We start from the raw sequence: 23,462 nt of genomic DNA on the forward strand, positions 1-23,462 counted from the left end.
AAGATACACATGAACGATTTATAGTTAAGATGTGCAACATGCTTTAGTAACCTTGCAAATTACAAAAAGGGAGCAAGTACCATGCAACACGAAAATTTAGCCGGGATTCAAAAAATTAAGCAAAGCATAGAGAATTTGGTTAATTCAGGAAACGCCACTGAAGCCAAGGAGATTTTAAAAAAATATAAAGGAATATTTTTAGAAGATAGTTCTTGGTTATGCGCTACTAATGCAGTGATTTGTATTTTAGAAAATGATTATGAGGAAGCCAAAAAACAACTTCAGCATGGCCTAGAGAGTTCACCGTTTAATGCTAATTTATTGTTTAATTTAGGATACGTATACGAACAGTTGGGAGAACATCAATTAGCATATGATTATTATATTGATGCAGAGTACGCACTTAATCAAAATGAGAAAAAGATCGCTAAAGAGGCATTAAGAAATATTCAACAGCTTGATCAGAAAGTAATTAAAAAGAAAGCTATCGCATTTATTGTTAAACCAGGCATGGATAGTTTCTTAGAAGACCTAATAAAAGGCTTCAAAGGAGAGTATCGGGTAAAAAAGGTGGTTGTTAAAGAAACTTCGCAAATCGAACAGGCTATGAAATGGTCCGATGTAAGTTGGTTCGAATGGTGTGATGAGTTAATTATTTATGCAAGTAAAACTAACCTGGCATCCACAAGAAAAATTATATGCCGGTTGCATAGTTATGAAGCCTTTACTAATTCAATTCATGCGGTGAAATGGACTGCTGTTGATAAAGTAATTTTTGTTGCGGAACACATTCGTGAAATTGTTGGAAAACAGGTAAGGATAAATGAACAACGAATGGAAATTGTGGCAAATGGCATCAATGAAGAAAAATTTAAATATGCGACTAGAAAGAAAGGCTACAATATTGCATATGTTGGTTACATTAATTACAAGAAAGGACCCATGTTATTATTACAAGTTATAAAAGCACTAGTAGATAAAGATTCACGGTTTCAATTGCATATTGCTGGTCAGTTTCAGGATATTAGAGATCAATTGTATTTTCAACAAATGATACAAGAATGGAAACTGCAGAAAAATATTAACTTTCATGGTTGGCAGGATGATATAGATAAATGGCTTGAAGACAAAGAGTTTCTTATATCTACGAGCTTATTAGAAAGCCAACAATTATCAATTATGGAAGCTATGGCTAAAGGAATAAAACCGGTCATTCATAACTTTTATGGAGCTAAGAATATTTATCCTTCTCAATATGTTTGGAGTACTATTAATGAAGCTGTTGAAATGATTTTAGAAAATGAATATGACTCCAATGAGTATCGTGGATTTGTACAAAGAAGGTATTCAGCGAATGACATGAATAATAGACTGTTGAAGCTCATCAGAGAGGTTGTTGAAAATGAAAATTAATAAAGGGGGATTTTCATGGAGGCTTATAAACTCCTCTCAGAAGACTTGAGAATGAAATTAGGGAAGCAACTTATAAACAAAACAGCCACACTAGGCGTCATCGGCCTTGGCTACGTAGGACTCCCTCTCGCAGTAGAAAAGGCTAAAGCCGGTTACCGTGTATATGGCTTCGACATCCAGCAAAAAAGAGTAGATATGGTCAATCAAGGTGTCAATTATATCGGAGATGTCTTAGAGAATGAATTGAGAGATTTGGTGCGTGCAGGAATGATCACAGCAACCACTGATTATTCATTCATTCGTGATCTAGATGTCATCTCAATCTGCGTTCCTACCCCGTTAGATTCTTACCAACAGCCGGATATCACATATGTTAAGGCGTCGGCCGAAGCAGTAGCAACTTATTTGCATCCCGGAATGTTGGTAGTATTAGAAAGCACAACATACCCGGGTACAACAGAAGAAATTGTTCTGCCGATCCTAGAGAATACAGGATTAAGATGCGGTGTGGATTTTTACCTCGCGTATTCTCCTGAACGGGTTGATCCCGGAAATCGGGTCTATAACACTAAAAACACGCCAAAGGTTGTCGGTGGCGTAACGAAAGCATGTACTGAAGTAGCAGCGACCCTCTATGAACAGGTTCTTGAAGGTAAAGTACACCAGGTTTCCAGCCCAGCTGTAGCTGAGATGGAGAAAATTTTAGAGAATACATTCCGTAATATCAACATTGCCCTGGTAAATGAAATGGCAATTCTCTGCAACCGAATGGGTATCGATATTTGGGAAGTCATCGATGCAGCAAGTACAAAACCATATGGATTTATGCCTTTCTATCCCGGACCTGGATTGGGAGGTCACTGTATCCCAGTAGACCCTTGGTACCTTACTTGGAAAGCTCGGGAGTTTAATTATCATACTAGGTTGATCGAAGTTGCTGGAGAGATCAATAACAGCATGCCAGAATTTGTAGTAGAACGCATTGGCGATATCCTGAATCAATTTTCTAAACCGATAAAGGGCTCTACAGTGCTCCTCTTGGGAATTGCCTATAAAAAAGACATTGATGATTACAGGGAATCACCAATCATTAAAATCATGGAGAAATTGAGGCAAAAAGGTGCAGAAGTCGTATTTAGTGATCCAAAAATTCCGCAGTTTTTCTATAAAAATAAGGAGTACAGCGGGATAGATTTGACAAAAGAGAATCTTCGCACCGCTGATATTGTCGTATTAACCACGGACCATTCTGACTATGATTACAATTTAATAGGAAAGTATGCTGAAGTGTTATTTGATACACGTAATGCCATGCAGGACATAGAACATAAAAACCACTATTTTCGCTTGTAAAGTAAATACCATTTGGAAAGTGTGAAAGAAGTATGGAAAAAATCATGGTAGTTGGAGCTGGTCACTGGGGTATAAACCATGTGAAAACATTTTATGAGTTGGGTGCCTTAGCAGGAATTGTTGAATCAAATTTGGAGACTCACGAAGAATTACGTTCAAGGTTCCCTGGAATCTTGCTATTTGCGAATGTGGAGGAAGGGTTGCAAGCAGACGCGGATGGTTTTGTAATCGCGACTCCTGCCCCAACTCACTTCAAACTGGCAAAACAAGTTATGTTTGCCGGGAAGGATGTTCTGATAGAGAAGCCCATGACGCTTTCCTATCAGGAGGCTGAATCGCTGGTTGAGATAGCAAAGGTTACAAACCGCATTCTGATGGTCGGACATTTATTGTTGTATCAACCGGCTATTCAGATCATAAAGGGTCTCCTTGAGAGTAAGGTAATCGGAACACTTCGTTCCATTCATCAACAACGTATGAAATTGGGACGAGTACGCTCGGTGGAAAACGTAATGTGGAGTTTTGGGGTCCATGATCTTGCAGTACTTTTATATCTGATTGGGGGAACGCCGCGCTCTCTTCAGGTAACGGGTCAAAAAGCTGTACAACCTGAAATAGAGGATGATACCTATCTTCATTTGACTTTTGAAAGAGGAGTACAAGCTCACCTGCGAACGTCATGGTTATGGCCAGTGCAAGAGCGTTCGATGGTAATCAGTGGGACGGAAGGTTTTTTGGTGTATGAAGAAGATAAGCAGATTGTTACTCTTTATCGTAAAGGTGTGAACAGCGATCTGCAAAACTGGGATCAAGGAACCGAGGTTGTCTATCAAGGTGGAGAAGAAAATCCTTTAAAAAATGAATGTGAGCATTTTCTGTCTTGTATTCACGAACGCTCTAACCCGCTTTCAGATGGATTAAATGGAAAGGAAGTTGTTCGTATTTTGGAGCAGGCTTCTTTACTCCTTAATAAAGGGGATATTCTCATTGAGTAACGAGTATTTCAAACATGAGTCGGTTTATGTGGATGAGGGAGCGAAGATTGGCAAGGGCACTCGAATTTGGCACTTTACTCATATCATGGGTGAGGCCCAAATTGGAGAGGGATGTAATATAGGACAAAACGTTTTTGTAGCCAACAATGTTTGTGTGGGTAATCATGTGAAAATCCAGAATAACGTTTCTTTATATGAAGGGGTTGTTTTGGAAGACTATGTGTTTTGTGGCCCGAGTATGGTATTTACAAATGTAAAAACTCCCCGCTCTGCTTTTCCTCGGAATACAAGTGATGATTATCTTCTAACAACTGTCAAATACGGTGCATCCATTGGAGCCAATGCCACAATTGTTTGTGGAGTAACAATTGGCAAATGGGCGTTTGTTGCGGCGGGAGCTGTTGTTACGAAGGATGTCCCTGATTATTCGCTAGTTTCTGGGGTACCTGCCAGACAAATTGGCTGGGTCTGTGAGTGTGGGGAACGTATAACGTTTACCTCTAAAACAGCATGTTGCGAAAGTTGCGATCGTAAGTACCGTGAAAACAAGATTGGGACAATTGATAAATATTATGAGGGGGAGGAAATGAACCATGAATAAAATTCCTATTCTTGATCTACAGCCAGAAATCCAGTTCCTCCGGGACAAATTAAATGCTGCATTTCAAGACGTACTGCATTCTGGTCAGTTTATTATGGGCCCTCAAGTTAAGGCATTAGAAGCCGAGCTTGCCGATTTTTTGGGAGTCAAACATGCTATCACGCTCAACTCTGGTACGGACGCTCTTGTTATCGGCCTGAGAGCGCTTGGGATTAATGAAGGGGACGAAGTTATTACAACTCCATTCACTTTTTATGCAACTGCTGAGGCCATCCAGCACGTGGGGGCAAGAACGGTGTTTGTTGATATTAATCCCGAGAATTTTAATATAAACACGGAAACATTGGAAGAGAAAATAACGGATCGGACGAAAGCCATAATCCCTGTTCATTTGTTTGGACAAGCTGCAAATATGACGTCCCTTCTTGCACTTGCTCAAAAATATAAAGTTAAAATTATTGAAGATGTAGCGCAGGCATTTGGAGGTACCTACCGGAATAAAATGCTGGGCAGCATAGGGGATGTAGGATGTTTCTCTTTTTTTCCTTCGAAGAATCTAGGTGCCTACGGGGATGGTGGTCTATTAGCTACGAACAGTGATGAGGTAGCAGAGGTTGCAAAAATGCTTAGATCACATGGTTCTAAAAGAAAGTACTACAATGAACTGGTTGGATACAATTCTCGTTTGGATGAAATACAAGCAGCTGTTCTTCGTATTAAACTGCCTTATATTCAAGAATGGAATGACAAACGAAGGCAAGCAGCAGCTTATTATTCAGAAGCTTTGAGAGACATAAGGGGAATCCAGGTGCCCCAAGAAGAATCGTATGGTAAGCATGTGTACCACCAATATACGATTCGAATTACAAATGGGAAGAGAGAAGCCTTAAAAACATATCTGGAAGACCAAGGAATCAGCAGCATGGTTTACTATCCAACCCCCGTTCACAAACTGCCTATTTTCGAAGATGTTCATGAATCTTTTCCGGCCTCAGAACAAGCAGCTGCAGAAGTCCTTAGTCTGCCAATCTGGCCAAACATTCAACGAGAAATCCAAGACAGGATAATATCTATTATCAAAGATTTTATTTATCGTTAAGTTTGAAGGAAGCTGTATAGAACCAAGACTCTCTTTTTATTACCAACTAGTAAACTTTCCCAATGCCTTTACCGATACTAATAGTAATCATAATGGGATATTCATTTGGGAGGAAAGAGAATGGATATTAGAGGGGTCAATGATTCGGGGAGAGGTACGGTTGGTTTAGAAACAAAAAATACGGGTGAACAAGGCAGTAAAGATGACAAGTTGATACAGACTGTCAGTCCTAATGTAAGTGAAAAAAGGTATTCGAAAAAGGAGCTTGAAAAGGAAGTTGATTCCCTAAATGAATTCTTAAAGGGAAGCAGTACGCATCTTAAATTCCAATTACATGAGAAGCTAGGCGAGTATTATGTACAAGTCGTAAATGACCATTCCGAGGAAGTCATTCGAGAAATTCCATCAAAAAAGATGCTGGATATGGTAGCTCAGATGTACGAAATGGTAGGGATACTAGTCGACGAGAAAAGATAGGAGGGAGTAACTGATGGCGATTAACAGGGTTACAGGTATAGCCACGGGTTTAGATACGGAAACGATGGTTAAAGACTTAATGAAGGCCGAAAGAAAGCCTTTAGACATTTTAATGAGAAAGAAACAACTAGATGAATGGAAGCGTGATGATTATCGCGAGTTGAATTTGCTCATTGCTGCTTTTAGGGATTCTACGATGCGGGATATGAAGTTGCAATCAACATATCTAAAAAAAATCGTCAATTCTTCTAATGATGCTATTGTAAATGCCAAACAAAAGGGTAATCCCAATATGCATACATATGTAATTGAAGATGTAAAACTAGCTAAAGCAGGAACACCGCAATCAAAAACCTTTAATACAGGTGTTAGCGACCCTAATACTCCGATGGGTAATAAGTTTGACCTGAAAATAAAAGGGCATACAGGTGTGGAGAAGACTATTTCCGTTACTTCTTCTGATTCCATGAATAGTGTAATTGCCCAAATAAATAGGGCTTCTTCGGAAACTGGGGTCGTGGCGAGTTATAATGCGACGGATAAAAAAATGGTTTTTACAGCGACTAAAATGGGAGAAACAACTATTGATATTAATGTTATTGTTCCTGCGGATGGGACTCAAACAATTGGGCTCGATATCACCCCAAACGAAGTAAAAGGAAAAGACGTTACCCCAGGTCAGGTTAAAATTAACGGCACAGTTCTTCAAATTCCCAGCAATAATTTTACGTATGATGGCATAGAGTTTAACTTTAAACAAGAAACCGTTGCGGGGCAGACATACACGATCTCTACAGCTCCAGATGAAGAGGCCATTTTCAACTCCATCACTAAATTTGTAGAAGATTATAATACCTTGATTGACAAACTCAACAGTAAGATTTCACAAGCAAGATATAAAGATTACCAACCACTTTCAGATGAAGAGAAGGCAGCGATGGATGATAAAGTAATCGAGAAGTGGGAAGAGAAGGCAAAAAGTGGTTTGTTGCGTCGAGATCCAATGATAACGGATGCACTCACGCAATTGCGGGGGGCAATTTATAATCCAGTATCGGGTGTTAATCAGAAGTTTGATATTTTAAGTGAGATAGGTATATCTACTACGAGAGCTGGTTCCGAAGGCGCTGCCACTAATTACTTGGATAATGGAAAACTGTTCATTGATGAAACCAAATTACGTAAAGCCATAAGTGAGAATGGCAATGATGTAATGGAGTTGTTTACCAAAAGCAGTTCCTCCACTGATCCAAAGACAAAGTTTGGAGATAGTGGTATTGCCCAAAGATTGTATGATACTTTGGGTGAAATTACGTCTAAAATTACAAAGAAAGCCGGATCTGCGGGAATGGGAGAGGAATCCGAGTATTTCACCATGGGAAAGAATATGCAGAGCTTAAACGATCAAATAGAACGTTGGGAAAGACGGCTACAGGATATTGAAAATCGATATTGGCGGAAATTCACATCCTTAGAAAATGTAATGAACAAGATGAATTCACAAAGCGCGTGGCTCTCTCAACAACTAGGTGGTTAACAGATATTGTAAAGGGGCGTGAATGATATGAGTTACAATGTAGCGCAAACATATCAAGCCAATCAAGTTACTACCGCACCTCCGGAAGAGCTAACTTTAATGCTCTATAATGGTGGTATTAAATTTCTTAGGTTGGCCAAGGCTTTTCTTCTTGAAAAGAAGCTTGATAAAGTTCATGAAAATGCTCTAAAAGTACAGGCGATCTTAAGTGAATTGATGAATACTCTTAATCCTGCATATGCTGTTTCAGAGCAAATGCGTTCAATGTATGATTACATGCTTAGAAGAACGATAGAGGCGAATATGAAAAAAGATGCTGCTATCTTTGATGAGGTAGAAGAGTTTTTTATTCAATTTCGCGATACATGGAAGCAAGCAATTGTTTTGAGTAAAAACAGAGGATGACAATGAAAATGAATACTCCCAATTCACTGCGTCCATTGCTAGAGAATCTTCTTGCCATTACAAAAGAGCTTCGTAAACAAATCTTGTCAGACGAGGAAAATGTAGAAGAGTGGGTCGAATTAATTGAGAAAAGAGAACAATCGATCCAACTAATCACGTTGTTGCAGAATCAAAATATTTATTTAAGTACAGAGGATAAGAAAAAATATCTGCAAAAAATATACGAAATCGATTTGGAGCTCGCCCCGCTAATAGAGAAAAAGTTTGAAGAGGTTAGCAAGCAAGGTCAAAATCTTCAAAAAAGCATCTTGGTAGGAACGGTATATGGAGGATATGGTACTATATCCCCCTACGGGGCTTTTTTTGATAAGAAGAATTGAGAGTAAACATGTAATAGGCCTACCTGCCTGATATATCTCAGGTGCTGTAGGCCTTATTTCACCTTAGACACCCCAATTTAAGTCAATTGGAAAACCTTTGCTCTAATTATGTTTTTGTGAATAACCGATAAACCAAGATAAACAGTCCCACAGGAAGGTGACACCCTTGTCAACAAAACGCCGCTCCATACTCCTCATTTGTACAGTCCTCCTCGTCTTTATACACGCCGTCTACCTCAACGGCAATCTCTCCGACCTCCTCAACCTCGCCGCCCTCGAAATGGTCGCCCTGGCCATCCTGATCTCCTACGCGATCAAGCGCAAGCACGTAAAGCTGCGCAGCATGATCCGACTCTTGATCCACGGCCGCCAGGGGAACGTCGAGGAGACCATCAAGCGTTTCTACTACTACGCGCTTGTGCAAAAAGAGCAAGGCCAGCTCACACTGGAGAAGGAGCTGCAGCAAGAGCGTGATACCTTCGTCCAACGCGGCAGCCTTTTGGCTATCGAAGGCGTGACTGAGGAAGAGCTTCGCCTGGTGCTGGAGAACGAACTAAAGGGAGAGCAATACCGCTACCAGCAGGCCGGCGGCTTTTTTCGCCTGATCAGCTTGCTTGCTCCCGGCATGGGGCTGGTGGGGACGCTGCTCGGAATGACAGGGGTTCTTGGAAGCCTGGAGGATCTCTCGCAGACTGGTCTAAGCCTGAGTACAGCGGTCGTAGCGACCTTGTACGGTGCCTTGCTGGCAAATATGCTGGCATTGCCGTGCTACTACCGCCTGATGGACATCTACGACCAGGAGATGTTTGAAAAAAGGCTCTACATCGAAGGTTGTGTCGGCTTGCAACGGATGGAGACGCCGCGTCTGCTGTTTGAAAAACTGAATTCGTTTCTGCCGGAAGACCAGAAGCTGGTTTTGGTCAGAGAGCCTGGCAGCATGAGGGGAACGATTGAAAGGCAGGGTCACTATGCATGACGATCGGCTGTACGACGAGAAGGAGCTGGAGAAAAGCTGGCTGCTCAGCTACAGTGACCTGATTACGCTGCTGTTCATCATTGTGGTGATTATCGCGGCTTCTTCCTCGACGGCAATCCGGACAGAGCGGGAAGAGGCGAAAAAGGAAGTAGCCAAGCAGCAGGAAAATCTTCATCAGGTGCATGAGAGCCTGGACTTGTTGAACCTGCAAAAGCTGGAATTGCAACGCGAAGTGCATCAGCTGGAGGCGCGGAAAAAGACCTTGTCAGAGGACGGCGCCCTGGAGAGCCAGGGAGAAGCACCGCCTGTCCCGCAGCCGCCTCTGGGTTCCCAGGAGACGGGAGAACGCGACATGGAGAAGGTGAGGACCCAGCTTTCCTCAGCCTTGAACGAATTGAATCTGGACTTCGAGGAGACAGCGGAAGGATTGCGAATTCGCCTGCCGGAGACGATTCTATTTCGGAGCGGCTCCGCCGATTTGCAGGAAAAAGGCAAAGAGGTCGTCGCGACAGTAGCTGGCGTTCTGCAGCAATACCCCCATTTGGTGCGCATCGAGGGGTATACGGACGATGTGCCGATCGGGCGAAGTGCCTACAAGTCCAATTGGGAGCTTTCCTCGGCACGTGCCATCGCGGTAATGCGTGAGATGGTCGACGTGCACGAGCTGCCGGCTCCCCGATTTACCGTAGCTGGATGGGGAGAGCACAAGCCGCTGGTGGACAACTCCAATGAAGAGAATCGGGCTCGCAATCGTCGCGTAGAAATCATGATTTTGGCAGACAAGGAAGAATAATTTGACGATTTCCTCAATTTACAGGACATAAGTAGCAGGATTCCCTTATATCAGATAGAAGTATATCTGGCGGGAGTCCTTTTTGCCGTATTTTTTAGAATCTTCCGCCTTGCCTGCCCATTTGCGAGCGGAAGGTTATACCCAGCTTGTGCACAACGTCATGTGGATAATGTGGATAACTCTGTGGAGAATGCCAAAACCGCGTGATTTTCTTGTGGACATGGTTGGGGACAAAAATGAATCAGACAGATCTAGGGGGTTATGACATGAAACTTGGAAAGAAGTGGCTGGCAACTCTTGCGCTGACGATTGGTTTCGGGATGGTGGCAGCGGGCTGTGGATCGGGCGCGGCGCCAAGCAGCGGGTCGTCGGGCGGATCCGGAGAGAAGGTGTACGTGGTCGGGACGGACGCGGCCTATCCGCCGTTCCAGGTACTGGAGGCTGATGGCAAGATCACGGGCCACGACATCGATGTGATGAATGCTGTTGCGGAAGCGGGAGGCTTCAAGATCGAATGGCGCAATACGGGATGGGACCCGCTCTTTGACGGGTTGGACAAAGGAACGGTAGACATCGGGATCTCCTCGATTACCATCACCGACAAGCGCAAAGAAAAGTACGACTTCTCTGACTCCTACTTCGTGGCCAATCAGTTGATCCTGGTTCCCGAGGATTCTCCAGTGACGAAACTGGCGGACCTGGAAGGAAAGAACATCGGTGTCCAGGCAGCGACTACGGGTGAAGAAGTGGTGAAGAAAGCGTTTGGTGATACGTACGCGGGATTAAAGGGTTATGACGATATGCCTTCCTCCGTCGACGACTTCTTTAATGGCCGCGTCGATGCAGTAGTAGGAGACAACGGGGTCATTGCGTTCTACGCGAAGAAAAATCCGGGCAAGAAGTTCAAGCTGGTCGATGACCAATCCTTTGAAAAAGAATACTACGGCATCATGGTGAAAAAGGGCAATACCGAGATCTTGAACAAAATCAATGACGGTCTGAAAAAGATCAAGGAAAACGGCAAGCTCCAGGAAATCTACAACCAATACTTCGGCAACCAGTAACGTGCATGAAACAGTTCGAGTGCGTCCGGACTTGGACGCACTCTCAGACTTTTGGCAACAGCCGAAATTTAGACAACGAGGGGCAATCCGGAAGGCTGAAACGATCGTCACGACTTTCTGTTGTCGGTGGATATGTGGGAGAACATAGGAAAGAAGTTGCTTTAGGAGCGGATGGTAGATGTTTCTTGCAAAAAAAGTAAGAATCCAACCAACTCCCGGGCAGGAACAAGCATTATGGCGTTCGGCTGGCGCGGCCCGCTGGGTATATAATTGGACGCTTGCACAACAGGAAGACAACTATCGTAGAGGCAGAAAATTTATTTCCGACGGCGTATTGCGCAAAAAACTCACGAGGTTAAAGCGGACGGTGGAATATGTCTGGCTGAATAAGATCTCTGCCCAAACAACAAAACAAGCTGTTAAAGACGCATGTGACGCTTACAAGAGGATGTTCAACGGACAATCTCGGAAGCCAAATTATAAGAGCAAGAAACGTTCGAAACCTGCATTCTACAGCAGGTATGATCGTTTTAGGACAAATGGTTGCCAGATTTATCTGGAGAAGATCGGTTGGATTCAAACCAGCGAACCGATTCCTGTATCTGACAAGTATTGCAATCCGCGCATATCGTTCGACGGCAAATACTGGTACGTATCTGTAGTAATCGATATGGAGCAGGAACAATCGGAGTTAACAGACATCACCATTGGCATTGACGTTGGCATCAAAGAATTGGCGGTATGCAGTAACGGAATGGTATTCAAAAACATCAATAAGTCGGCCGCTGTAAGAAAGCGTGAGAAGCGGTTACGCAGGTTGCAGCGTAAAGTTTCCCGCAAATACGAAATGAACAAGGAGGGAAACCGTTTCGTCAAGACATGCAATATTGTAAAGGTTGAGAAGTCGGTTCGTTTGCTTCATCGGAAACTGACGAATATCCGTACCAATCACATTCACCAAGCGACAAATGCCATAGCGAAAACCAAGCCGGGCACTGTCGTGATGGAGGATTTGAATGTGAGAGGGATGATGAGGAACCGCCACTTGAGCAGAGCGATAGCCGAGCAAAAGCTTCATGAATTTATCAGGCAGATGAAATACAAGTGCGAAAAGTTCGGGGCGACATTTATCCAAGCTGACAAATGGTTTCCTTCATCAAAAATGTGTTCAAGTTGTGGAAAGGTAAAGTCGAATCTAAAATTATCCGACCGCATTTATGAGTGCGATTGCGGACTCGTAATCGACCGCGACATGAACGCAGCGATTAACTTGTCCAAATTGGCAATCTGCACCTGAGCGCTTACCCCAAAAGGTAGGATTCGTTGCATCCGAATGAACGCCTGTGGAGTGTCATACCAAACGCAAGTAGCCCAGGCAAAAGCGGGCACGTCGAAGCAGGAAGCAAACAAGACTTGTGCAGACTTGTACAATCTCTTGGCAACGGAAGGGACGTTTGGACTGGAGCGTCATTTATGATTACCGGGAGCTTTTTTACAAGGGCGTTATGGTCACAATTCTGCTCACTGTAGTTGCTACGGTTTGTGGAACCATCCTGGGATTGTTCATCAGTCTTGGGAAGATGTCGGGCATTCGGATCCTGCGCTGGATCTGCTCTATCTACGTGGAGTTGTTCCGCGGGACGCCGATGCTTGTGCAGATCTTGTTGATCCACTTTGCTATCATTCCCTCGATTTGGGGACTTTTGTTTCCAGGGGAGAACAGTCCGGAAGCGATCTATTCTGGTTTTGTCGCGTTGTCGCTCAATGCGGCGGCGTATATAGCGGAGATTTTCCGGGCCGGAATTCAATCGATCGACCCTGGTCAGATGGAGGCAGCGCGTTCCTTGGGGATGACCAAAGGAATGGCGATGCGCACGATTATTCTGCCGCAGGCGTTTACTCGCATGCTTCCTGCATTTGGAAATGAATTTATTTCTCTTTTAAAGGATTCTTCTCTGACAGCCGTTATTGCTACTCCTGACCTGAACTATGCGGCGATGAACGTCGCGAAAAGCACCTTTGAACGCTATCCGCCGTATTTGACGGAAGCAGCGGTGTATCTGGTCTTGACGCTGTTCCTCTCGCGCGTGGTCGTGCGGGGATTGGAGAAAAAATATTCGACCCGCTAACGGGAAATGAAGGAATTTGACTGTCCAAAATGGGAATGATATAGTCAGACACGGGAGAATATCCCAGTTTCTTACAAAACGGTAAATAGGAAAGGGTTGTGCTTTTTCATGCAAGGCAAAGTGAAATGGTTTAACGCAGAAAAAGGGTTTGGTTTTATCGAGCGCGAAGGCGGCGACGACGTATTCGTTCACTTCTCCGCGATCCAATCGGATGGTTTCCGTACGTTGGAAGAAGGACAAGAGGTCGAATTCGACATCGTGGAAGGCGATCGTGGTCCGCAGGCAGCCAACGTCGTAAAATTGTAGGCAAAATGAAATCCCCCTGGCCTTTTGATAGGTGCAGGGGGATTAGTATGTTATCCGATCATTTTCATAATGCGAAGCGAGCGGTATTGGCGCAAATCGAGGAATTCTTCTCCCCGTCGCACCAGTGGACGAGTCGGTTCATCCTGATGTACCATGACAATTTCAACGGTATCTCCGTTGTTTAGGACGCCCTCGGTCCCGACATACAATTGAGCGATATAATGAATAAATAAAGACACGATGGAAGCTTGCAGCTTCAAGGCACAGGCCTGCTCCCACAGGATGTTGGCGGCTTCAAAAGGGGATATGCCCAACCTATAGACGCGATCCGAGCACATGGCATCGAAAAAGTCGGCCACGCTGACGATCTGGCATTCCAGAGGGATGGCTTCTTTGGTCAGCTGATGCGGATAGCCGCTGCCGTCCAGGCGTTCATGATGCATCAGGGCGCACAAGGCGATCGTTTCTTCCGCACCGTCCATCTGGCGAATGATTTGGGCGCCGTACTGGGAGTGCTGTTTGATGACCTCATACTCGGCGGGTTCCAATCTCCCCGGCTTTGCGAGCAATTCGTCAGGGACCTGCAATTTTCCGATGTCGTGCAAAAGGCCCGCATGCCCGAGCATCATGACTTCCTCATCGCTTTTTCCCAGCAATTTGCCGATAAGAGCGGACAGCATCCCTACATGAAGGGAGTGGCGAGCAAGGTAGTTTTGTGTCCCGCCCTGACTGTACACAAAACGAAGGAAGCTTGAATTCGGCAAAACATGCTCCAACAATGGAGTAAAGGCTTGATGAAATTGATGAATAGGAGGAACCGTTCCACTCGCAACCTGCTCGAACAGGTGCTCCATTCGTTTCGTCGCGAGGAGATACTGGCGTGCTCCCTCTGCATCACTTTGGATCAGGAGTGGGAAAGGCATTGGTAATTCCGGTACTGCGTCTGATTCTGCTACGAATACCGCTGATATCTGGTGAGAACGAAGCAAGCGAATATCACTTTGATGTAGGACCACACCCGCCGGCAAGAGCAGGAGTCCATACTCATTGTAGATGTCTTTTGCCACCGTTTTGCCAATGATAGAGCGGGAAGGTTTCACCTCTATCATGATGAGGTCCTCCTGTGCGATCGATAACCGCGACTTATTGGGATATAGGGATTATTATATCATAGGAGCCTAGTAAGTATTGGAAATTTTTTAACACTCTCCAATAGACATCTCCAACTTTTTAGGGTGAAAATTTCTATATAGCGTAAGCCAAAGACAATGGAGTTATGATATACTGGAACAAACGTTCGTTATAAGTGTGAGGTGATTCATATATGGCAAACAAAGCATATAAGTTTCGTCTTTACCCAACCGGGGAACAAGAGCAACTTCTGATGAAAACCTTCGGATGCGTTCGTTTCGTTTATAACAAAATGTTAGCTGAACAAAAGGAAATTTATATGCGATTCAAAGATGATAAAGAAGGACTTAAGAAGCAAAAGTTCCCTACTCCTGCCAAATACAAAAATGAGTTTGCATGGCTTAAGGAGGTAGACAGTCTTGCGTTGGCAAACACGCAACTACATCTACAGAAGGCGTACAAAAACTTCTTTTCTGGCCGTGCTGCATTTCCGAGGTTCAAGACCCGTAAGGCTAGACAATCCTACACGACTAATGTAGTCAACGAAAATATTCTCCTTTTGGATGGTTTTATCAAGTTACCAAAATTGAAATTTGTAAAATTGAAGCAACATCGAGAAATTCCAGATCATCATATTATTAAGTCCTGTACCGTTTCGCGCACAAAAACAGGAAAGTTTTATGTTTCCATTCTCACCGAATACGAAAATCAACCTCTACAGAAGGAAGTACATTCTGTCGTTGGTTTAGATTTTTCCATGAATGGCTTATTTGTCGATAGCGAAGAAGGTAAGACAGCCAATTACCCTCGTTTCTATCGCAAAGCCCTGAAAAAGTTAGCGAAGGAACAGCGGATTTTATCGCGTAGAAAGAAGGGGTCCAATCGTTGGTACAAACAAAGAATGAAAGTAGCAAGGGTACATGAAGGAATTACAAACAGGCGAAAAGATTTTTTACATAAGCAATCGCACAAGTTAGCAAAACAGTACGATTGCGTGGTGATTGAAGACCTCAACATGAAGGGAATGTCACAAGCCCTACACTTAGGGAAAAGTGTTACCGACAATTCCTGGGGCATGTTCACGACATTTCTCCAATACAAGTTAGAGGAGCAAGGGAAAAAACTGATCAAAATAGATAAATGGTTTCCATCATCCAAAACTTGCTCATGTTGTGGTCAAATCAAGGAGTCTTTCTCCCTTTCTGAGCGCACATTCCACTGTAAATGTGGCTTTGTGGTGGACAGAGACTGGAACGCATCCCTCAATATCAAGAATGAAGGATTGCGCCTTTTAGCGTTAGCATAGCAAAAAACTCTTGGAACGAGAGGGATAGCTCGGTCAGTTTTCGTTGGCTACATAAAGCAACGATAAGTCGAGAAGACCTACTTAAAAACTTTAAGGTTTTAAGTGGATTGTTCACAGTTTCCAGCAGGATTATTTACATTAACGCCGAATATCTTTACATATAGACGGAAGGAGGTTGGAACCATGAAATTTAACATTCGTGGAGAAAACATTCAGATCACTGCAGCACTTCGTGACTATGTGGAGAAGAAAGTCGGCCGTCTTACCAAATATTTTGAAGAGCCATTTCCGGCAGAGGTGCAAGTTACCTTGCATGTTCAACGCGGAGAAGGCACGATCGAGGTAACGATTCCGTTGAACGGAGTAATTATCCGAGCAGAGGAAACGCATGATGATATGTACGCCGCCATCGACCTGGTGGTAGAAAAGCTGGAACGCCAGATTCGCAAGCACAAAACCAAGCTGATGCGAAAACTGAGGGTGGAGAGCAACAGCAGGATGATCCACGCCCAGCCAGTAGCTGTCCTGACGGCGGGTCAGGATGAGGAAGACATAGAGATCGATATCGTTCGTACCAAGCGATTCGATCTGAAGCCGATGGATGCTCACGAAGCAGTCATGCAGATGGATATGCTGGGACACAACTTCTTCGTCTTCCAAAACAGTGATACCAACGACGTCAATGTCGTCTACCGTCGCAACGATGGGCGTTACGGGTTAATCGAGCCTAAATAACGCAACCTTTTATCCTATGATTCGTATAACAGGGGAGTTGCTATTGGCAACTCCCTTTACTTGTATATGTGAGCACTCATTTGATAAAATAGCTTTTTGAGAGAGTATTTTATTCGGTAGAAATTCAATGGGCAACTCTCCTGCACAGGCAATGATGATCAGCTTGTTAGGAGCGTATGGAAGGGGTGTCCTCATGTTAGGACTCGTAAAAAAGATTTTTGGCGATAGCAATGAGCGCGAAGTCAAAAAGATGTTCAAGCGTGTCGAAGCGATTAACGCGCTTGAATCCAGTGTCTCCGCGCTTTCTGATGATCAACTTCGGGCAAAGACTGAAGAATTCAAGGCTCGTCTGGAAAAAGGCGAAAAACTGGACAACATCCTCAATGAAGCGTTTGCGGTGGTGCGCGAAGCATCCAAGCGCGTTCTCGGCATGCGCCACTTCGATGTGCAGCTGATCGGTGGTATGGTCCTGCAGGAAGGCCGGATTGCCGAGATGAAAACCGGGGAAGGGAAGACGCTGGTTGCTACGCTGGCGACCTATCTGAACGCGCTGCAAGGAAAAGGCGTCCATGTCGTCACGGTCAACGAATACCTGGCGGAACGCGACTCCAGGATCATGGGCCAACTGTACAATTTCCTCGGACTGACGGTAGGCTTGAACAAGAATGGACTGAGCGCGGAGGAAAAGCGCGAAGCCTACGCTTGTGATATCACGTACGGGACCAACAACGAGTTCGGTTTCGACTACCTGCGCGACAACATGGTGCTGTACAAGGAACAAATGGTACAGCGTCCGCTGTTCTATGCGATCATTGACGAGGTCGACAGCATCCTGATCGACGAAGCGCGTACGCCGCTGATTATTTCCGGGTCGGCCAATCGTTCGACTGAGTTGTATTACATCTGCTCCCATTTTGTAAAACGTCTGGAGCAGGAAAAAGACTTTACGATTGATGAAAAGCTGAAAATCGTTTCGCTAACCGATGAAGGAGTAGCGAAGATCGAGAAAGCGTTCAATATCGAGAACCTGTACGATACAGCGCATATGACGCTGAATCACCACATTACGGCTGCGCTGAAGGCGCAAGTATTGTTCAAGCGTGACGTCGATTACGTCGTTCAGGACGGCGAAGTGGTAATCGTCGACGAATTTACCGGACGTCTGATGGTGGGACGCCGTTACAGCGAAGGCTTGCATCAGGCGATCGAAGCCAAGGAAGGCTTGCGCGTGCAAAGTGAAAGCATGACGCTGGCGACGATTACGCTGCAAAACTACTTCCGTATGTATCAAAAGCTGGCTGGTATGACTGGTACCGCCAAAACGGAAGAAGAAGAGTTCAAGAAAATCTACGGGCTGGATGTCGTCGTCATCCCGACGAATCGACCTGTACAGCGTACGGATTACTCCGATCTGGTGTTCAAGACGGAAGCAGCCAAATACCGTGCTGTAGTTAATGACATCGTAGAGCGCCACAAAAAAGGCCAGCCGATTCTCGTGGGGACGATCTCGATCGAGAACTCGGAGCGGCTTTCCCAAATGTTGAAGCAAAAAGGCGTTCCGCATAACGTACTCAACGCGAAGCAGCATGAGCGGGAAGCGGAAATTATCGCTCGCGCTGGTCAATACGGTGCAGTGACGATCGCGACCAACATGGCCGGACGTGGTACGGATATTCAGCTTGGCGAGGGCGTCGCCGAAATTGGCGGTCTGCATATCATCGGTACCGAGCGTCACGAAAGCCGCCGCATTGACAACCAGCTGCGCGGTCGTGCCGGACGTCAAGGGGACCCGGGTTCATCCCAGTTCTTCCTCTCGATGCAGGATGAGCTGATGCGTCGCTTCGGTGCAGACAACATCATGGCAATGATGGACCGCATGGGCATGGAAGAGGACATGCCGATCGAAAGCCGTCTGGTTACACGCGCGGTAGAATCCGCACAAAAACGGGTGGAGGGCTCCAACTTCGATGCCCGTAAAGTCGTTCTTCAATACGATGACGTGATGAACCAGCAGCGTACCGTGATTTACAAGCAACGTCGCGATATTCTGGAAAAAGAAGATCTGAAAGACGTGGCTCTCGGCATGCTGTACAGCGTGTTGGAAAGAAATGTGGCTGCGCATTGTCCGAAAGAAGAGGTGCCGGAGGATTGGGACCTGCAAGCTCTGGCAGATGCTGCCAACAGTACCTTCCTGCACGACGAGGTCATCACGGCGCAGATGCTCAAGGGCAAAGAAGCCGAAGAGATCACCGAACTGCTGAAAGCCGAAGTGCTGAAGCAGTACGAGCAGCGTGAAGCCGAGATCGGCGAGATGATTCGCGAGTTCGAGAAAGTCGTCATCTTGCGTGCAGTAGACAGCAAGTGGATGGATCATATCGACGCGATGGACCAACTGCGTCAAGGGATTCACCTGCGTGCATACGGTCAAAACGATCCGCTGCGCGAATACCAGTTTGAAGGCTACGAGATGTTCCAATCCATGGTGGCTGCCGTCGAAGAAGAAGTGGCGATGTACATCATGAAGGCCGAAGTAAGCCAAAACCTGGAGCGTGAGGATGTCATCCGCGGGCAGGGCATGGACCCGTCCCAGCTGCAAACCTCTGGACCAGACAGTCGTCCAACCAGCTCCACCTCTGGCGATGCCGATCCGAAGGGACAGAACCGTGCCCAGCGCCGCCAGCAGGAGCAAGAGCGCCGTCGTCAAAACAAGAAAAACCAATAAATTCCAATCGAATTGCTATATAATGAAACCTTCCCATGCGGCCAAGTTGGTCGGGGAAGGTTTTTTTCTTGTTGTTTCCTATCAGGTAGACAGCATTCGTCCCCAGTCTTTCTTCCTCGTTGTGCCGATCGCGTCGATTTGTCTAACACTGGAAAAAGGGATCGAACGAATCTGCTGGTATTTGCCAGAGAAATCCATAGAATCGTAAGTACAACACTTTTTCAAATTCACGGGGACGGGGGTCATGAATATGAATACGACAGTCAACGTGCTAGGCATACAAGCAGAGGAAACGCTGCAGCGCATCGGGGCTACCTTGAAGGCAGTCATGCGTGGAGGGAAAGACAACAGACAGGTTCAGATGATCGAGCAGACGGAAAAGATTCCCTGCCTCTTTACCGCACAGGGTCCCGTCTTTCAAGAAGAGCGTTTGGCGGAGATTCCTCCGACCCCATGGAAGAATAACGGACAAATTTTGTATTGCAAGGGATGGTTTGATCCTGGGAAGCGCGAGCAAGGCTTCCGTGATCAGGGACGTATAGAAGGAAAACGGCCGAATCGGCAAAAGATAAGAGCGAAGGAAGTACGCATAAAGCAGTCCTCAGCAGTGATCCTTTTCCCGCAAGAGACAGGCGAGAGGAGAAACAAGCAGCGTGACGTGAACTCTTCGCTCTCTCCTCCACGGAAGCGAGCCAAGAGGACCATGCTGCTTGCCTGAAGATCGCAACTTCTCTTACGTGGGCAGGTTGTCAGGTTTGCGCATCTGGCAATTTGCGATACAATAAAAGGATAGCTTAGAGAAGAGAAGGTGATTCGCAACATGGCATTAATCGATATTGCGGACATCAAGCAAGAGATGTCTAGTATGGCTAAACGTTTAGCAGATATCAGGGGGTCTCTTTGACCTTCCTGCAAAAGAAGAGCGGATCGGCGAGTTGGAGGAGCGGATGCTTGCTCCTGACTTCTGGGATGACAACGATGCCGCGCAGAAAACCATCAGCGAGCTGAACGCCGTCAAGAGCCTGACGGAGACGATGGGCAAGCTGGATGGACAATACGAAGACCTGCAGTTGATGCTGGAGCTGGTGATCGAAGAGGGGGACAGCTCTCTCATCCAGGATTTGTACGACAGCACCCAAGAACTGCGAAAAGCATTTGAGAGCTTTGAGCTCGAGCTGCTCCTAAGCGACCAGTACGACAAAAGCAATGCGATCTTGGAGCTTCACCCTGGAGCGGGTGGAACCGAGTCGCAGGATTGGGCGTCCATGCTTTTGCGTATGTATACGCGCTGGGGAGATGCCAAAGGCTTCAAAGTAGAGACGCTCGATTACTTGCCAGGGGATGAAGCGGGTGTCAAAAGCGTAACCCTGTTGATCAAGGGATACAATGCATACGGGTACCTCAAATCAGAAAAAGGGGTTCATCGTCTCGTGCGCATTTCGCCATTTGACTCTTCAGGCCGTCGCCATACGTCGTTTGTTTCCTGCAATGTATTGCCGGAGATCGAGAACGACAATGAGGTGCAAATTCGCTCGGAAGACCTCAAGGTGGACACCTATCGCTCCAGCGGTGCAGGTGGTCAGCATATCAACACGACTGACTCCGCTGTCCGGATTACCCATTTGCCGACAGGAATCGTTGTTACCTGTCAAACCGAAAGATCTCAGATCAAAAACCGCGAACGCGCCATGAAAATGCTGATGGCACGTCTCTTTGAACGCCAGAGAGAAGAGCAGGAAAAAACACTGGCCTCCATTCAGGGAGAGCAAAAGGATATCGCCTGGGGCAGCCAAATCCGCTCCTATGTCTTCCATCCATACAGCATGGTCAAGGATCATCGGACCAACGTGGAGGTCGGAAACGTGCAGGCCGTCATGGATGGCGAGATTGATGTATTTATCGATGCGTATTTGCGCTCTCAAATCAATCGGTAACTAAATTCAGTGAAGTTTTGACGGCAGTGAGGTGAGCACTGCCGTTTTTATTTTGACAGAGTTTAAGTCTGGGAGATTCTTTAGGGTCTTCCTGTTTTTCCTCCCCGGCACGACAGCTTGTAGACCACCATCATATTTGCGCGTTTTTCTGATTTTCACATGGTATAATGGCAGACAAACAGCCTGTGCAAAAAGGAGAGTAGGGACATGTTGTACGTTGCATTTTTACCCATTGTCGATCAGGAAAAAAATACACAGATCAGACCAGCACATCTGGAGTACATTAACGATTTGTATCAAAAGGGAAAAGTCTTCATGGCAGGACCGTTCACAGACAAGCAGGGCGGGTTGGTCATTTACAAAGCAGACAGCATGGAAGAGGCCCGTCACTTGGCAGAAGCGGATCCGGTCGTGGTGGAAGGCGCCAGAACGCTGGAATTGCGTGAGTGGAATCCATTGGAGCTGCCGCTGAAGTAGACGTCATTTTCAGGAATGAAATACACCGCGCAGGGCATACTTAGCGAAGAATATCGAGAAAAGGAGGGAACAGCCATGAAACGTTTTTCACTCTCTTTGGTAGCGGCTGTACTCGTGTTCGCGCTAAGTGCTTGCGGTGGAGGAAACAATCAGGCAACACCCAACAACAACAACAACAACCAACCGGGGACTGAAACACCTGGAGCCACAGCTCCATCCGGCGGCTATGATGCGGCAACGGCCGAAGCATTGTATAAAAACACCTGTGCAGGTTGCCATGGTCAAACGCTTGAAGGAGCAGTCGGCCCCAATCTGCAGAAAATTGGTGGAACGCTGAGCAAGGATCAGATCCTTGAAGTACTTAAGAATGGTAAAGGACAAATGCCTCCTGGATTGGTTAAAGGCAATGATGCTGAGACCTTGGCTGCCTGGTTGGCTGACAAAAAGTAAATATCCCTCCACGAAAAAGCGCCCGAGCTACATTCGGGCGTTTTTCCATGAAAAAGGGTTGTATTCACTTTGAATTTTTATTATCATTCATGTATAAAAATACAGATAAAAGAGAGGGAAGAAACCATGATTCGGGTCGGAATTGTAGGGGCGACTGGCTACGGGGGAGCGGAATTGATTCGGTTGTTGGCAGGGCATCCCCAAGTACGCATCGCAAATTTGTATTCCAGTTCATCGCAAGGAGAACCGCTGGATCAGGTATTTCCGCATGTATATGATCTCGGCTTGCCTGCTTTGTCTGCGATTGACGCCGAGCACCTCAGCAAGGAAAATGATGTCGTCTTTTTTGCAACACCTGCAGGAGTGAGCGCGAAGCTGTCTCCGCAAGTAGTCGAGCTCGGGGGAAAAGTGATTGACTTGTCTGGAGATTTTCGTTTGGAGAGCCCGGCTGTCTATCAGGAATGGTATAAAAAGGAAGCAGCGCCAGAGACGTGGATCAAGCGTGCTGTCTACGGTCTGACGGAGTGGAACAAGGAACAGGTGGCAGGAGCCAGCCTGATCGCCAATCCGGGATGCTATCCGACGGCTGCCTTGCTTGCCTTGCTGCCATTGGCAAAATCGGGGTGGGTGGCAGCTGACAGTTGGATCGTAGACGCCAAGTCGGGAGTATCGGGAGCAGGGCGCGGGGTGTCTCTCGGTGTTCATTACAGCGAAATCAATGAGAGCATTCATGCTTACAAGGTCGGATCCCATCAGCATACCCCCGAGATCGAGCAAGAGATCACGCGGCAAAGCGGAGCAGAGACGACGATCCAGTTTACTCCGCATCTGGTGCCGATGACGCGAGGAATATTAGCGACAGCTTACGGCAAATTGACCAACGAGGTAAGTCAGGCGCAGATTCAGGAGTTGTACGCCTCTGCGTATGCAGACCAGCTTTTCGTGCGGATTCGTCCCGCAGGCAGCCATCCGCGGACGAAAGAAGTGTATGGTTCCAACTATTGCGATATTGCCGTGCATGTAGATGAACGCACCGGAAGAGTCATTCTCTTGTCCGTGATCGACAATGTGGTCAAAGGCGCAGCGGGGCAAGCGATTCACAATATGAACGTGATGTTTGAATTGCCCGAAACCATGGGGTTGCCGCTCGTCCCCTTATTCCCGTAGAGGAGGAAGACA

The 23,462-nt window shown here is 46.0% G+C and carries 24 protein-coding genes; 23 read left to right on the plus strand and 1 reads right to left on the minus strand.

Annotated features, from left to right (window positions below):
* Positions 1–81 precede the first annotated feature (81 nt).
* From T458_RS54470 to cspD, 15 genes are all read left to right on the plus strand, one after another.
* Positions 82–1,413 carry a glycosyltransferase gene (locus tag T458_RS54470; protein WP_051410148.1) on the plus strand — a complete coding sequence of 444 codons (1,332 nt, stop codon included), beginning with the start codon at positions 82–84 and terminating at the stop codon, positions 1,411–1,413.
* A 15-nt stretch (positions 1,414–1,428) separates the two neighbouring features.
* Positions 1,429–2,766, plus strand: coding sequence for a nucleotide sugar dehydrogenase (locus tag T458_RS0129545; protein WP_035316432.1), 1,338 nt, complete (start codon positions 1,429–1,431; stop codon positions 2,764–2,766).
* Positions 2,767–2,798: 32 nt separating this feature from the next.
* Positions 2,799–3,761, plus strand: coding sequence for a Gfo/Idh/MocA family protein (locus T458_RS0129550; RefSeq protein ID WP_031306322.1), 963 nt, complete (start codon positions 2,799–2,801; stop codon positions 3,759–3,761).
* Positions 3,754–4,362 carry an acyltransferase gene (locus T458_RS0129555; RefSeq protein ID WP_035316414.1) on the plus strand — a complete coding sequence of 203 codons (609 nt, stop codon included), beginning with the start codon at positions 3,754–3,756 and terminating at the stop codon, positions 4,360–4,362. Before T458_RS0129550 ends, T458_RS0129555 begins: the two co-directional genes overlap by 8 nt.
* Entirely contained in the window at positions 4,355–5,461 is a 1,107-nt protein-coding gene (locus T458_RS54475; protein ID WP_023555316.1) for a DegT/DnrJ/EryC1/StrS family aminotransferase, read from the plus strand. The genes T458_RS0129555 and T458_RS54475 overlap by 8 nt, the downstream gene beginning before the upstream one ends.
* Positions 5,462–5,581: 120 nt before the next feature.
* The gene (gene flaG, locus T458_RS54480) at positions 5,582–5,938 is read left to right on the plus strand and encodes a flagellar protein FlaG (RefSeq protein ID WP_023555317.1); all 357 of its coding nucleotides are present in this window, start codon (positions 5,582–5,584) and stop codon (positions 5,936–5,938) included.
* Positions 5,939–5,951: 13 nt separating this feature from the next.
* Positions 5,952–7,475 carry a flagellar filament capping protein FliD gene (fliD, locus tag T458_RS54485; protein ID WP_023555318.1) on the plus strand — a complete coding sequence of 508 codons (1,524 nt, stop codon included), beginning with the start codon at positions 5,952–5,954 and terminating at the stop codon, positions 7,473–7,475.
* A 27-nt stretch (positions 7,476–7,502) separates the two neighbouring features.
* Positions 7,503–7,880, plus strand: a complete 378-nt coding sequence (gene fliS, locus T458_RS54490) for a flagellar export chaperone FliS (protein ID WP_023555319.1) — start codon at positions 7,503–7,505, stop codon at positions 7,878–7,880.
* An 8-nt stretch (positions 7,881–7,888) separates the two neighbouring features.
* Positions 7,889–8,260 (plus strand): flagellar protein FliT, encoded by a 372-nt coding sequence (locus T458_RS54495; protein ID WP_023555320.1) that lies wholly within the window; start codon positions 7,889–7,891, stop codon positions 8,258–8,260.
* A 157-nt stretch (positions 8,261–8,417) separates the two neighbouring features.
* A complete protein-coding gene (locus T458_RS54500; RefSeq protein WP_252989887.1) occupies positions 8,418–9,236 on the plus strand; it encodes a motility protein A in 819 nt (272 codons plus the stop codon).
* Positions 9,229–10,029: an OmpA/MotB family protein gene (locus T458_RS54505; protein ID WP_023555322.1), complete on the plus strand. Its 801-nt coding sequence runs from the start codon at positions 9,229–9,231 to the stop codon at positions 10,027–10,029. Before T458_RS54500 ends, T458_RS54505 begins: the two co-directional genes overlap by 8 nt.
* A gap of 266 nt (positions 10,030–10,295) precedes the next feature.
* Complete coding sequence (locus T458_RS54510; protein WP_023555323.1) at positions 10,296–11,093, plus strand: basic amino acid ABC transporter substrate-binding protein; 798 nt, start codon at positions 10,296–10,298, stop codon at positions 11,091–11,093.
* Between the two features lie 178 nt (positions 11,094–11,271).
* Positions 11,272–12,390, plus strand: coding sequence for an RNA-guided endonuclease InsQ/TnpB family protein (locus T458_RS54515; RefSeq protein WP_023555324.1), 1,119 nt, complete (start codon positions 11,272–11,274; stop codon positions 12,388–12,390).
* 157 nt (positions 12,391–12,547) lie between these two features.
* On the plus strand, positions 12,548–13,222 hold the full coding sequence (locus T458_RS54520) for an amino acid ABC transporter permease (RefSeq protein WP_031306328.1): 675 nt from the start codon (positions 12,548–12,550) through the stop codon (positions 13,220–13,222).
* A 108-nt stretch (positions 13,223–13,330) separates the two neighbouring features.
* Positions 13,331–13,528, plus strand: a complete 198-nt coding sequence (cspD, locus tag T458_RS54525; RefSeq protein WP_023555326.1) for a cold-shock protein CspD — start codon at positions 13,331–13,333, stop codon at positions 13,526–13,528.
* A gap of 50 nt (positions 13,529–13,578) precedes the next feature.
* Here cspD and T458_RS54530 read toward each other — a convergent pair whose 3' ends face one another.
* Positions 13,579–14,637, minus strand: a complete 1,059-nt coding sequence (locus tag T458_RS54530; RefSeq protein WP_023555327.1) for an HD-GYP domain-containing protein — start codon at positions 14,635–14,637, stop codon at positions 13,579–13,581.
* Positions 14,638–14,852: 215 nt separating this feature from the next.
* Between T458_RS54530 and T458_RS54535 the strand changes: the two genes are divergently transcribed.
* The 8 genes from T458_RS54535 (at position 14,853) to argC (ending at position 23,450) form a co-directional block, all read left to right on the plus strand.
* Positions 14,853–15,965: an RNA-guided endonuclease TnpB family protein gene (locus tag T458_RS54535; RefSeq protein WP_023555328.1), complete on the plus strand. Its 1,113-nt coding sequence runs from the start codon at positions 14,853–14,855 to the stop codon at positions 15,963–15,965.
* Positions 15,966–16,148: 183 nt separating this feature from the next.
* Complete coding sequence (hpf, locus tag T458_RS54540) at positions 16,149–16,700, plus strand: ribosome hibernation-promoting factor, HPF/YfiA family (protein WP_023555329.1); 552 nt, start codon at positions 16,149–16,151, stop codon at positions 16,698–16,700.
* A 193-nt stretch (positions 16,701–16,893) separates the two neighbouring features.
* A complete protein-coding gene (secA2, locus tag T458_RS54545) occupies positions 16,894–19,422 on the plus strand; it encodes an accessory Sec system translocase SecA2 (protein WP_023555330.1) in 2,529 nt (842 codons plus the stop codon).
* 250 nt (positions 19,423–19,672) lie between these two features.
* A complete protein-coding gene (locus T458_RS54550; RefSeq protein WP_023555331.1) occupies positions 19,673–20,140 on the plus strand; it encodes a hypothetical protein in 468 nt (155 codons plus the stop codon).
* A gap of 102 nt (positions 20,141–20,242) precedes the next feature.
* A protein-coding gene (prfB, locus tag T458_RS54555; RefSeq protein WP_144083919.1) for a peptide chain release factor 2 occupies positions 20,243–21,356 on the plus strand; the annotation gives its coding sequence in 2 pieces (ribosomal slippage) (positions 20,243–20,323 and positions 20,325–21,356; 1,113 coding nt in all).
* A gap of 207 nt (positions 21,357–21,563) precedes the next feature.
* Positions 21,564–21,833 (plus strand): YciI family protein, encoded by a 270-nt coding sequence (locus tag T458_RS54560; protein WP_023555333.1) that lies wholly within the window; start codon positions 21,564–21,566, stop codon positions 21,831–21,833.
* 75 nt (positions 21,834–21,908) lie between these two features.
* Entirely contained in the window at positions 21,909–22,283 is a 375-nt protein-coding gene (gene cccB, locus T458_RS54565) for a cytochrome c551 (protein WP_023555334.1), read from the plus strand.
* 126 nt (positions 22,284–22,409) lie between these two features.
* The gene (gene argC, locus T458_RS54570; protein ID WP_023555335.1) at positions 22,410–23,450 is read left to right on the plus strand and encodes an N-acetyl-gamma-glutamyl-phosphate reductase; all 1,041 of its coding nucleotides are present in this window, start codon (positions 22,410–22,412) and stop codon (positions 23,448–23,450) included.
* Positions 23,451–23,462 lie beyond the last annotated feature (12 nt).

This window comes from Brevibacillus panacihumi W25 (assembly GCF_000503775.1).
Classification (GTDB): Bacteria; Bacillota; Bacilli; order Brevibacillales; family Brevibacillaceae; genus Brevibacillus; species Brevibacillus panacihumi_A.